The following is an 11,733-nucleotide window of genomic DNA, read 5'->3' as shown; positions in this document are numbered from 1 at the left end:
AATACCGCCCTCGAAAACTTTGCGACCATGAAACGCGGTGGGTTGTCAGGTGGTGGAACGCTCTCCAGAAGATCTTGCTAAACGTCGTGCGCTGCGTGCGGAGCGCAGACAAAAACAGCGGCTTGCGAACATCGAGCGCGCCGAGAAGATGCATGCGGCGAGACTTGTGCATGAGGTGAATGGTGGCTCGGTCACCGCTGCCCGGACTCCGTCGGATGGCTTCCATATCGGCTGCTCGGGTTGGTATTATTGGCATTGGAAGGGGCAGTTCTATCCTGCAGATGTACCTTCGAGCCAGTGGTTTTCCATCTATGCACAACAGTTCAAGACGGTGGAGCTCAACGCGCCGTTCTATTCCTGGCCCACAATCGCCACGGTGAAAACATGGCTGCGACAAGCAGAACCCAGCTTCGTTTACACAGTGAAAGTCTGCGAGCTCATTACCCACGTCAGGCGCTTCGACGACACCGGCACCTTGGTCAGTGACTTCGGCTACATAGCCGAACTGCTCGGCCCCCAGATGGGTTGCTTTCTGTTTCAATTGCCGCCGAGCGTTCGGTACTCCGACGAGATGCTCCACGTTATCCTAGCTCAGCTTGAACCTCGCCGTCGAAACGTTGTGGAGTTCCGCCACAAGAGTTGGTGGAACGAGGACGTCTTCAACGCTTTTGAGAAAACGGGAACTATCTTCTGCTCTTGCAGTGGCCCTCGGCTGCCCGACGAACTGGTGAAGACGTCCGATGATATCTACGTGCGGTTTCACGGGACCCACCAATGGTATCGACATGACTACAGCGAGGCTGAATTGATGATTTGGGCCGAGCGCATACGTCAATGCGGAGCGAAAACTATTTGGGCTTATTTCAACAATGACCGTGATGGTCATGCGATCAAAAATGCAAAGCTCTTGTCGGAACTGCTGGTAGGGCAAGCACAAGCGTGCGTTTCTTGCGACTAGATGATCCTATGTTTTGGGTGGAGGAGCGACTTGCCTGCCCTGCTGGGAACTGTTCGCGTCGCGCTTGGCTGGATCGCCACCAATAAAGGTCGCGACCAGCGGAGTAAGATCCACACCGTCCACGAGCGGAACCCCGACAAGCAAGCGCGATCAAAGCTTGCCGCCACGAGTGCCTCTACCAATGCGGCATGCCTTGCTGAGCGCGCAATCTGCTCAGGAAAAAAGCGATCTCCATTGAGAATACGCGGTCTCAAAGCTTGAGGAGCGGACCGCTGAGCCCGTTGACGACATTGCCGCCATCAAGGAAATCGCGGCATCCCTGCTGACGGCGCGAGAGAAGCCTGCTGGGTTCAAGACATCTCTGGCAACGACCGGCTATTCGGAGACCTGACCGGCGGAGTTCAGGCGTTAAGCGGATGGAACCTAATCTAGACTGAATGGTTCGCAACGTATGAAAGACACAGACCGAAAAGCCAAGGCCAACATGAGCGGCTTCGTCGTAACAATCTCGGCAATTGCCTTGTTGCTAGCCGGCATCTACGTGGTGTTTTGGACGCCGGGTGCAATCGACAACCAACCGGCGTCCACCGGTTCGGGACAATTGGAAGAAGACAATTAATGAGGGCCGTCCCGAGAGCTGCCGGTCCGACTAATGTCTCCTGGATGGGTCCGGCTCCGCCGATTACATTACTGCCGGTGCTTCGGCTTTTCGGCAATGTTGGGCACTCGACCGACGCGCAACGCTGTGGTGCTAGCAAGAGGCAAACTCGATCCGGATGTAACCGTCTGGGCCGCCCGACCAACGTCATGCCCGCATTCCTAGCGCCAACTACCGCTGCGACCGGCGACCTCATCCATCCGATCGATAACGGCAGATCAATCTGGGCTTTCCCGCGCCCTCGAAAACACTGGCTGGCGGTGCTTTTTCGATCGCAGGGCCTCCGGCTCAGATAGAAACATTTCAAACCGGTCCAAAGCTCTAAGATTCTTGTCAACGCTAATTGAAAGCCAGCATATGACGTTCCCGTTTAGCAAATCGATATCGCGAGCTTTCAGAGCGCAGAGGAAAATTGGCAAGCTCGTCGAGATTGCTCTGAAGGTTCCCCGCGGCAAGACCAGGAGCGTCCGGCACACCGCTTACGATGCGCGGACCGGCGCACTCGAAGATCGAAGCACTCGTGGCATTCTGCCCCGCGGCCAAGCGGCTCGCGGCCTCCGCCACGTCCTCGACATGAACCGGTTGCAAGCGAGTGCGGCCGTCGCCGAACAGCGGATAAATCGGGAGGAGGCGTACCAGCCTCGCGATCGTTGTGATGAATGTGTCACCGGGGCCGGCCATGACAGCGGGACGGACGATGATCGCGCCTGGAAATGCCGCCTTCACAACCTCCTCGCCGCGGCCCCGGGCGCGGATGTAGTTAGAACGGGACTGCGGATCCGAGCCGATGCCCGAAATCTGGACGAACCTCTCGGCGCCGGCATCGCGCGATGCGGTCCCCAGATCGGTCGCAGCTTTGACATGGACGCGCTCGAAGGTCTGCTCACCGCGCTCAACATAGAGGCTGACCGCATTCACCACCGCGCGAGATCCCACCACGGCAGCGGCGATCGAGGATGGATCTAGTATGTCCGCCTCGATCTGCTGAAATGGCCACTTGCCGGATGCGCCGCCCGAAATCTTTGTGCGGATGACGCGAGGCGGCACGAACATCGACAGCCTTGTCGAGAAGCCTGCTTACGATCCGCTGTCCAAGGTACCCCGTTCCGCCGAACACCGTCACAATGTTCTCGTGGTCAGTCATCGTGCTCTTAAGGCTCTCCTGGTTAGCGACGGCCGTCGCGTTCTTGATCAATCATTCCTTTCCGTAAAATGCTGCAGGCGACGTGTTCACCCTGGACTATTGCCGCTCTTCTTGTGGTGTCTGCTTTCCTGATTTTCGCCTCTCACGATTTTGCGTTCATTGTCTTCACACGCATCTGCATGCGCCGTGCCCAGGTCCTGTCCATCGCCCTGGGCCTTACGCAGCGCGTCGGAGCGCTTGAGGTCCGCCTCGGCATTGAAATCCTTGCCCGCGTTCGAAGTCTTCTCGCGGCCCTGAATTATGTGCTGCTGCTTGTCCTATTTGTTCAACGACCGCGATGGCCAGGAATCGCTCCGCCCTTGGTTCGTCGCATCGTTCGCCACATCGCCCTTAAGGGTATTGTCTCCGGGTTCCGCCTTGAGGGGCGGCGACCGGGTTGTCGTGCGGTTTCCAGTGCCGCCCCACGTGGCGGTAGCTAAGGAGGACATGTGGAGTGCGGTGTGGGCTACCACGTCTGTTGCGAATACCAATCGTCGATATCCTGGCGCACGCGATCCTTCTCAATCCCATACCGCTCTTGGATCTTGCCTTCGAGTTGGTCGCGCCTCCCAGCAATTTCATCCAAATCGTCGTCCGTCAGACGCCCCCATTGTTCCTTGATCATACCCTTTACCTGCTTCCAGTTGCCTTCAACACGATCCCAGTCCATTGTGAGTCTCCTTTCAAAGAGGGCCTAGCGGCTCTCTTTAGAGCCCGCACTCCAACCGCCGTGGTGACGCTTAGTTCCGGGAATTTTCGCTGTCAGAACGCGTTCTTGATAGCCGACGCATGCCCCCGCGGATCGCGGCTTAGCTCCATCGATAGGTCCCGCCGATTGGAGTCTTTCACGCAACGCCGCCCTCCGTCCCCGCTCCCGGAGGGCCATTTCTTTTCCTGACCCCAGGAGGGAAGTACGGCGACCGCGATCCTCTGAAATTGGAGATCCATCGACTACCTCCGGTCGATCGGCAGGTTCGCCGACATCAACTGGCCGATTACACGGCACTAACACGACGCCAGTAACCGCGGACCCGCTGCAGGCTACCTCGCGCGTGCTTTGTTTTGTCCATGGATTGGCGCATACTGCGCCATCGCTGGGCGGTTGCTACGGGCCCCGGCGGCTGGAAGATCATCGCGCTTTCGCCCCAACTCCGGAGGTCGCGCGATGTACCTCGCGACGAACCAAACGGTCCTTCTCCCTCACGAAATGAATCAAATCGAACAGATCTTCGGAGAAGTCCTGCGCGAACGCGGATTGACTCGGCAGTGCAAGTCGGCCGAAGCGATCGCAAAACGACTTATGGATCTTTACCTAAGCGGCGTCCGCGAGAGCGTTGCTCTCAGGTACCTGGCCTATCTCGACGAGCCGGTAGCAAGTCGCCCCTGGCAGAGCGCGCGCCCACTCGTCGAGGAGGTCTCAATACTGCATATTTCACGAGAGAAGGGCGCTCAGATCAGCCCGGATGAGCTCGACATGCTTCAACGGACCTTCGATCGAGTATGCATCTGGTGCAGTATCCCGCGCTACGGCAAGCGCGCCGATCGGCTAGCCCGGCATATCACCGATCAATTCCGCAAGGGATTGAGCGACGAGGCAGCGCTTTTCGAGAACGCCATGTGGCTGGAGAAGAATACCGACGCCGCCCGATACCGCCCAGACGCATAAACGCCACACCACCGCAACGGGGAACATTCTGCCTCGATAGCGGTTTTGATACCGCCAACGATCCACACCCCTGCGGATCAAGGCGGGGCTTCATTGTTCTGTCCCCATTGGAGTGGAGCCCGTTGCAATGCATGCTCGGGCCCGTCGAACACGGGGCCTAATTTTTGCAGATGGAGATGCAAGGTTTTCCAGCCACGGCCCCGTGATACGGGGCGTCAGCGGCCGGAGCGAGCCGTCTGACGAGCGGAGCGGGCGGAGGCAACCCGCGCTATCCGATTGCGCCGAAGGGATTGCCGGAGCCTGCGGAAAACCCGCTTTTTAGTTCTCGACCTTCTCTAGAAAGGCGAAGACCTCGTCTCGAGAGGGCATGGCCCGCCCGGCGCCCTTGCGCGTGACGGCGAGCGCGCCGTAGGCATTGGCGAGACGGCAGCAATCGGGGCCGGACAGGCCCGTGACGCGGCCATGGATATGGCCAGCGGCGAAGGCGTCTCCCGCGCCGATCGTATCGACCACTTCCACGGGGAACCACGGCGCGCTGTCCGTGCTGCCGACCTGATAGAGGACGGATGCCGTTCCGCCGGACCCCTTCACCGCCACCCGACGGACGCCGCTCTCCAGCAGCATTCCGATGAGTTTTTTCTCGTCCGTTTCTTTCGGTTGTTCCAAAAGACCAGGGAGATCGGCGCTGCCGAGCACGATCGTGTCGATCCGGGGAAGGAGCGCCCTTACTTGCGCAGCGATGGCGGCAACCACGCCGCCGGGAATGTCGACGGTGACGTAGATGTCCGCACCGACGGCAAGGTCTATGGCGGCGAGGGCTGCTTCCGTCTGGCGCGGTTGGAGCAGGGCGTAGCCGGAAAGATGGAACAGCTGAGCGTCGGCAAGGGCTGCCGGATCGACATCTGCGGCCGAAAGCCGTGCATTTGCGCCGCGGTAGGCGAACATCGTACGCTCGCCGGCAGGGCTGACGGTGATGACGTTGATCTGGGTCGGCTCCCGGTCGTCGCGGCCGATCCAGCGCGTGGAAATGCCGGTGGCGGTAAGCTCGGACAATGCCTCGTGGCCCCAGGAGTCGACACCCACCCTGCCGATAAAGCGGCAATCGTGCCCGGCTTTGGCAAGTGCGATGGCAGTGTTCGTCGCCGAACCGCCGATCATCGCGGTCTGGCCGGTAGCGATCGCCTCGCCACCCTCGCCCGGATAGGCGGGAATGGCGAGCACGAGATCGATGTTGATATCGCCTAGAAGGACGATGGCGGCCATATCCCGCCTCACAGCTCTACGTGCATGAGGGCGATGGCCTGGTCGACGTCGGCGATGATGTCGTTGATGTGCTCGATGCCGACCGAGAAACGCACGAGGCCGTCAACGACGCCCATCGCCTCGCGTTCCTGGCTCGGAATATCGAGGAAGGCCATGGTGGCGGGCACCTGCGTGGTGGTGCGAAGGCCTCCGAGGCTGGCCGCGAACGAGCAGAGCTGCAGGCGCTTCAGAAGCCGCACGCCGCAGGCTTCGTCATCCACCTGGAAGGAGAGCATGGCGCCGCCGCCGATGAGCTGTTCCGAGGCAGAGGCATAATTCGGATGGGACGGCAGACCGGGATAGAAGACACGCTTGACGGCCGGATGGGCCTCCAGGTGTTTGGCGAGCGCCAGCGCGTTGGCGCACTGCTTTTCCAGGCGCAGCGCCAGTGTCTGCGCGCCGCGCAGCAAGAGCCAGGCGTTGAAGGGCGATAGCGGCGCGCCGAGCTTGTTTAGCGTGTTCCAGCGCACGTCCTCCAGCCAGTCCTTTGGCAGGATATCGGACTTCAGCGTAATGACGCCACCGACCGCATCGTTGTGGCCGCCGATGAACTTCGTTGCGCTTTCAACGACGACGTCGACGCCGAAATCATGCGGGCGGCAGACGGCGGGGGAGGCAAAGGTGTTGTCGCAAATGACGACGATGCCGCGCGCGTGAGCGATCTCGACAAGTTTCCTGAGCGGCGGAACCTTCATCGTCGGGTTGGCGATGGCCTCGACATAGAGGACCTTCGTCTCGGGCGTGAAGGCGTTTTCGACGGCGCGCACGTCCGAGCAGTCCACGAGGCTGACCTTGAGGCCGAAATCCTGGGCGCGGTGGTCGAAGAATTCGTGGGTTGAGGAATAGGTGGTGAGGTCGGCCACGATGTGATCGCCGGCCTTCAAGATGCCGAAAAGGGCGTGTGAGATTGCGGCCATGCCGGAGGCGGTTGCAAGGCATGCGGTTCCGCCGGTCAGCTGCGCGATATGCTCTTCGAGCTTGTACTCAGTCGGGTTGCCGCAGCGTGAATAGATGTTCACTTCCTTGCGCGCGCCGGCGACGATCTGGTCATAGATATCGCCGCCATACTGGAAATTCGCCGACATGTAGATCGGGTAACTGATCGACTGGGAATGCTCCTCCGGCTCGTAGAAGACGGCGCGGCTGGCAAATTCGAGGGATTTGGAAGAGGTGTCGGACATAGGCGTTTCTCCTGAAAAGATCATTCCTTCACGGCGCCGCCGATGAGCGCGGCCGTGATCTGGCGTTCGAAGAAGATGAAGAGGATGAGGGGCGCGATCGCGGCCATCAGGATTGCCGCAAGCATGACCGGATAGTTGGTGACATGTTCGCCCACGAAATCGGTGAGGCCGACCGGCAGCGTCTTGCGGGCGGGATTGTTGATGAAGACGACCGGGAACAGGAAGTCGTTCCACACCCAGATCATGTTGACGATGCCGACCGTGAACATGGCGGGCCGGGCGATCGGCAGGGCGATGACACGGAAGATCATCCATTCGGAGGCGCCGTCGACGCGGCCGGCATCGAAAAGCTCGCGCGGCAGCGTGTTGAAGAACGCCTGCATGATGAAGATCGAAACCGGCACGTTGAAGGCGGCGGTCGGCAGGATGACGCCGAGATGTGTATCGAGCAAGCCTGCCGTGCGCAGCATTACCACCAGCGGCACCAGCGCGACATAGGCAGGGATGGCCATGGCCGCCGTCAGCGACAGCTCCACCGCCGGCATCCAGCGCGGACGGTAAATGGCAAGTGCATAGCCGGCGAGCGTCGAGACAAGCACCGTGATGATGGTCGCGCCAGCCATGATGATGAGCGAATTGACCGCGTAGCTTCCGAGTGCGCCGCCGCTCCAGGCGCCGATATAGGCATCGAAATTGAGGCTCGTCGGAAAGGACCAGACCGAGCGCATAAACTCCTTGTTGGTCTTGAACGTGCTGTAGATCATCCAGACGAAGGGGAAGATCACCATCAGCGCATGCAAAGTGAGCACGATAAGCACGATCGTGCTTGTGCGGTTCCAGCGGCGGACGGCGCTCATGTGTCCCCCTTCCGGCGAAGGAAGCGGAAGACGACCCAGGCGGCAAGCGCTGTCAACGCCATCTGTACGAAGCCAATGGTTGCCGCATAGCCCATCTGGAAGCTGGCAAAACCCATCTTGTAGAGATAGGTGGAGACGACCTCGCTGGCGTGACTAGGGCCGCCATTGGTCAGGACGAAGACCAGCGAGAAGGTCTTCAGCGAGCCGATGATGGCGAGCAGCGAATTGGCGCGCACGGCGTCCCAAACCATGGGCACGGTTATCGAGAAGAACTTTCGCAAATCGCCCGCGCCGTCGAGCTCGGCGGCCTCGTAGACGCTTTCCGGTACGCTGCGCACGGCTGCGGTGAAGAGCAGCACATAGAGGCCGAGGTAAGTGAAGCTCATCACCACGACGACAGCGAGGAACGCCGTTTCGGATTCGCCCAGCCAGCCGCGCTTCAAGCTGTCGAGGCCGACGGCCTTGAGCGCCGCGTTCACCAGCCCGAAATAGGGGTTGTACATGAAGCGCCAGAGCAGTCCGATACAGATCTCGCTGACCATGACAGGCACGAGATAGAAGAACAGGAAGATGCGACTGAAGGCCGGGACGATGCGCACCAGGCAATAGGCGATGGCGAGCGCGAGAAAGACCTGGAAGACGATGGCGGAGAGGGCGACCAGGAGGTTGCGTCCGAGCGATGCCCAGAAAACGGGGTCGGCGGCAAGCTTCAGGAAGTTGCCAGCGCCGACGAAGACGGGGTCGGACGCTCCATCCCACTCGAACATCGACAGCCAGCCGGCATAGACCACCGGATAGGCGACAAAGGCGCACACGAAGATCAAGGCCGGCGCCAGGAAGAGCAGTGTCGCCCGATTGTGTCTTTTCGCTAGGCCGATGTCCGTGCTCATGATTCCGCCGGCGTCTGGAGATGCGCGCAGCCGCCGGAGGCCGGCGACTGCGGCTTTCGAAGGTTTACTTGTTGTCCTTCAGGGCGCCCTCGAGGCGCTTGGCGGCATCAGCCGGCGTCACGGACCCATCCAGTGCACCCTGCAGTGCTGTGTAATAGGTGTTGGTCGCAGCCGGCGGCATGGCCGTGTCGTAGAAGGAATCGAGATGGCCAGCAGCATTCATCAGGTCGTTGCTGATGCCGTAGAGCACGGGGCCGGCGGCCGCTTCCGTCGTGGCGCCCTTCACGGTAACCATCGTCTTGCGCAGCTCGACATACTTGGTCATCACCTCGGGCGAGGAAAGGAACTTCAGGAGCGTCACGGCATCGGACTTGTTCTCGGCCTTTTCCGAAATGCCGAAGGAGGCAGCAACGCCGGCCAGCACGTCGCTCTGGTCGCCGGCTCCGCCCGCGACCGTCGGGAAGGCGAAGTAGCCGAGATCGAAGCCTTCCGGCGCGTCGGCGGACGCACCGATCTGCCAGGTGCCGTTGAGCAGTATCGCGGCCTGGCCGTTCAGGAAGAGCATGTTTGCTTCCTGGTCGCTCATTCCGTTGAAGCCGGTTGGGAAGTATTCACTTTTGGCGATCTCGGCGACCTTTTCAAAGGCCTTTTCGCCTTCCGGGCCCAGCGAGGCATTCGCGTCGCCATTGACGAAGGAGGCGACCACGCCGGAGCCCTTGAGCCGCATTTCCATGTACTGGAACCAGAAGGTTGCCGGCCAGGAATCCTTGTTGCCAAGCGCAAAAGGCACGAGGCCGTCGGCCTTGATCTTCTCGGCAAGCGCCATAAGCTCGTCATAGGTCTTGGGGACCGTCCAGCCCTTTTCGGCAAACAGCGCCTTGTCGTACCAGAAGACGACGGAATCGACGTCGACGGGCACGGCATAGGTATGGCCGTCCTTGCTCGTTTGAGCGATGGCGCTTTCCAGGAAGCTTTCGCGCCAGCCGTCCTTGGCGAGGTCCTGGTCGAGTGCGTACATCTGGCCGCCCTTGACGAAGGCGTTCAGGAAGCCGCCGGGCAGGGTATAGAACACGTCGGGCGGATTGCCGGAGGCCATCGCGGTGTTCAGCTTCGTCTTGTAGGCCGATTGTTCGGCGGCGACGACATCGAGCGTGATGTCGGGATGCTTCTTGGCGAAGGCCTCTAACGCGAAGTTGATGAAATCGACCTTATCCTGCTGCCCGGCATAGGCGTGCCAGAAGGTAAGCTCGCCGGCCGTTGCCGGAAATGTCGACAGCGCCAAGGATGCGCCTGCAATGAGAACAGACTTCAGCTTCACGGTTTCCTCCCCAAAAAGCTTGTGCAGCACCTCCAGCTGCATTCATGTAGTGATGCCACATCAAAAATCATGTGTCCATAGTGACACCACAACATCGCCATGTTAGCTTCATTCACGGAAAGCGTTTGCCAGCGAGAGAACCGTTCATGAGTGTCGACCCGCGCGCTACAGTAGGCCCGGCCAGCAGCCGGTTGCGCAGCGTCCTGCCGAAGCTGTCGGATTCGGAGCGCCGCGTCGCTTTGTGGGTTCTCGAAAATGTCGAGGCGACGATCCGCAATTCCATGTCGGTCATCGCCCAGGCGACCGATGTCAGCGACACGACGGTTTTGCGGATGTGCCGCACGGCTGGTTTCGAAGGCTTTACTGACCTGAAATTCGCGCTGGCGCAGGAGCCACGCGGTGGCCGTTCCGAGACGGCGAGCGATCCGGAAGCGAGCGATCTGCAGGCGGCCAACCGCCTCTTTCGCGCCGTGGCGCAGGCGATCAGCGATACGCAAGGCGTGCTGAACGAAGCAACCTTTGCAAAGGCGCTCGATCTGATTGCAGGCGCGCGGCACATCGTCGTCGGTGGCGTCGGCGGGTCCGGAATCGTAGCGCAAGCCTTCTACCAGCGCTGCATCCGTCTTGGTCTGCGCTGCGATGCGCCGATCGATTCCCAGCTTCAGATCATGCATTCGGCACTGACCGGACCTGATGATCTCGTCGTCGCAATTTCCTATTCCGGCATTACCAGCGACCCGGTCCTCGTGCTGCAGGAAGCCAAATCCCGCGGGGCAGCGACGCTCTGTATTACAGGCAACAGCGCATCGCCGCTGGCGCGCCTTGCCGATGTCGCGCTTGTCAGCGTCTCGCATGAGCAAGGCAGCGAGCCGATGGCCGCCCAGATCGCGCAGATGGCACTGATCGACGCGCTCTATTCGGCGCTCGTCGCGCGCAATGCCGAACGGGCGCAACTCACCGAAGAGCGGATGGTCAACGCCATCCTGCCGAAATCCATCTAGTACCCAGACACAGGTAGTGCCGTGAAAGTCCAGATCTACACCATGCAGACCGTTTCCGAGGCCCTTGCCGCTGCCGCTGCCGGCGTCGACTATCTCGGCCTGACCCCGTCCAATCGTGGCCTGCCAGGCGAGATCGATTTTGCGACCGCCCGCGAGATTGCGGACGCACTCAAGGGCAAGGCACAGCGGGTTGCTCTGTCGGTTGAGAGCGACCTCGACGCTATTGCCGACATGGTGGCCGCGGTCCAGCCGGACGTTCTGCACCTATGCGGTAATATTTCATTGGTGACGCCAGAGCAGGTGAGGGCGCTGCGCGAGAGGCTCGTGCCGCTCTATCCGGACCTGCGTATCCTGCAGGCAATTCCGATGACGGGGCCGGAGGCGCTCGACCATGCGGCTGCCTTCGAGCCCTATTCGGACATTTTCATTCTCGATTCGGTTGCCGCCCACATCGGCGGCATTGGCGCGGCGGGCGTCACGCATGACTGGTCGCTGAGCCGCGAAATCGTCAAGCGCAGCAAGTTGCCGGTCATCCTCGCCGGCGGTCTCGGCCCGGACAACGTCGCGGCAGCCATCGCCGCCGTGCAGCCCTGGGCGGTGGATTCGTTGACGCATACGAACAAGCCGCTGCCGGAAGGTGGCTTCCGCAAGGACATCGACAAGATCGCCGCCTTCGTGAAGGCGGCAAGGACGGCTTGAGCGTCGCAGAAAGCTAGGAA

13 protein-coding genes and 1 pseudogene are annotated in these 11,733 nt (G+C 60.7%); 5 read left to right on the top strand and 9 right to left on the bottom strand.

Annotated features, from left to right (window positions below):
• Positions 1-49 precede the first annotated feature (49 nt).
• Together ASE60_RS03235 and ASE60_RS34365 are read left to right on the top strand one after the other, a co-directional pair.
• Positions 50-958, top strand: a complete 909-nt coding sequence (locus tag ASE60_RS03235; protein WP_057248314.1) for a DUF72 domain-containing protein — start codon at positions 50-52, stop codon at positions 956-958.
• A 451-nt stretch (positions 959-1,409) separates the two neighbouring features.
• On the top strand, positions 1,410-1,577 hold the full coding sequence (locus tag ASE60_RS34365) for a hypothetical protein (protein ID WP_156414563.1): 168 nt from the start codon (positions 1,410-1,412) through the stop codon (positions 1,575-1,577).
• A gap of 378 nt (positions 1,578-1,955) precedes the next feature.
• On the opposite strand, the gene ASE60_RS03230 is transcribed toward ASE60_RS34365, so the two are convergent.
• The 4 genes and pseudogenes from ASE60_RS03230 to ASE60_RS03225 form a co-directional block, all read right to left on the bottom strand.
• The gene (locus ASE60_RS03230; protein ID WP_057248313.1) at positions 1,956-2,669 is read right to left on the bottom strand and encodes an NAD-dependent epimerase/dehydratase family protein; all 714 of its coding nucleotides are present in this window, start codon (positions 2,667-2,669) and stop codon (positions 1,956-1,958) included.
• A 14-nt stretch (positions 2,670-2,683) separates the two neighbouring features.
• Positions 2,684-2,760: pseudogene (locus tag ASE60_RS36160) on the bottom strand (hypothetical protein); the annotation flags it as partial.
• 86 nt (positions 2,761-2,846) lie between these two features.
• Positions 2,847-3,062 (bottom strand): hypothetical protein, encoded by a 216-nt coding sequence (locus tag ASE60_RS36155; RefSeq protein ID WP_082615726.1) that lies wholly within the window; start codon positions 3,060-3,062, stop codon positions 2,847-2,849.
• A 203-nt stretch (positions 3,063-3,265) separates the two neighbouring features.
• Positions 3,266-3,469 carry a CsbD family protein gene (locus tag ASE60_RS03225; RefSeq protein ID WP_057248312.1) on the bottom strand — a complete coding sequence of 68 codons (204 nt, stop codon included), beginning with the start codon at positions 3,467-3,469 and terminating at the stop codon, positions 3,266-3,268.
• A 495-nt stretch (positions 3,470-3,964) separates the two neighbouring features.
• On the opposite strand from ASE60_RS03225, the gene ASE60_RS03215 reads away from it, so the two are divergent.
• On the top strand, positions 3,965-4,465 hold the full coding sequence (locus ASE60_RS03215) for a hypothetical protein (protein WP_057248310.1): 501 nt from the start codon (positions 3,965-3,967) through the stop codon (positions 4,463-4,465).
• 318 nt (positions 4,466-4,783) lie between these two features.
• Here the strand turns inward: ASE60_RS03215 and ASE60_RS03210 are convergent, their stop codons facing one another.
• From ASE60_RS03210 to ASE60_RS03190, 5 genes are all read right to left on the bottom strand, one after another.
• Positions 4,784-5,728, bottom strand: a complete 945-nt coding sequence (locus ASE60_RS03210) for a carbohydrate kinase family protein (RefSeq protein WP_057248309.1) — start codon at positions 5,726-5,728, stop codon at positions 4,784-4,786.
• 8 nt (positions 5,729-5,736) lie between these two features.
• Complete coding sequence (locus ASE60_RS03205; RefSeq protein WP_057248308.1) at positions 5,737-6,948, bottom strand: aminotransferase class I/II-fold pyridoxal phosphate-dependent enzyme; 1,212 nt, start codon at positions 6,946-6,948, stop codon at positions 5,737-5,739.
• Between the two features lie 20 nt (positions 6,949-6,968).
• On the bottom strand, positions 6,969-7,805 hold the full coding sequence (locus ASE60_RS03200; protein ID WP_057248307.1) for a carbohydrate ABC transporter permease: 837 nt from the start codon (positions 7,803-7,805) through the stop codon (positions 6,969-6,971).
• Entirely contained in the window at positions 7,802-8,695 is an 894-nt protein-coding gene (locus tag ASE60_RS03195; protein ID WP_057248306.1) for a sugar ABC transporter permease, read from the bottom strand. The genes ASE60_RS03200 and ASE60_RS03195 overlap by 4 nt, the downstream gene beginning before the upstream one ends.
• Positions 8,696-8,759: 64 nt before the next feature.
• Positions 8,760-10,013, bottom strand: coding sequence for an extracellular solute-binding protein (locus ASE60_RS03190; protein WP_244495514.1), 1,254 nt, complete (start codon positions 10,011-10,013; stop codon positions 8,760-8,762).
• 146 nt (positions 10,014-10,159) lie between these two features.
• Here ASE60_RS03190 and ASE60_RS03185 point away from each other — a divergent pair, with 146 nt between their 5' ends.
• Both ASE60_RS03185 and ASE60_RS03180 read left to right on the top strand, forming a co-directional pair.
• Entirely contained in the window at positions 10,160-11,014 is an 855-nt protein-coding gene (locus ASE60_RS03185; RefSeq protein WP_082615716.1) for a MurR/RpiR family transcriptional regulator, read from the top strand.
• A 21-nt stretch (positions 11,015-11,035) separates the two neighbouring features.
• Positions 11,036-11,713: a phosphoribosylanthranilate isomerase gene (locus ASE60_RS03180; protein ID WP_057248305.1), complete on the top strand. Its 678-nt coding sequence runs from the start codon at positions 11,036-11,038 to the stop codon at positions 11,711-11,713.
• Positions 11,714-11,733: the final 20 nt, after the last annotated feature.

It is taken from the genome of Ensifer sp. Root278, assembly GCF_001429285.1.
Lineage (GTDB): Bacteria > Pseudomonadota > Alphaproteobacteria > Rhizobiales > Rhizobiaceae > Ensifer.
Note: the sequence above shows the minus strand (reverse complement) of the source record. Positions and strands in the feature narration are given on the sequence as shown.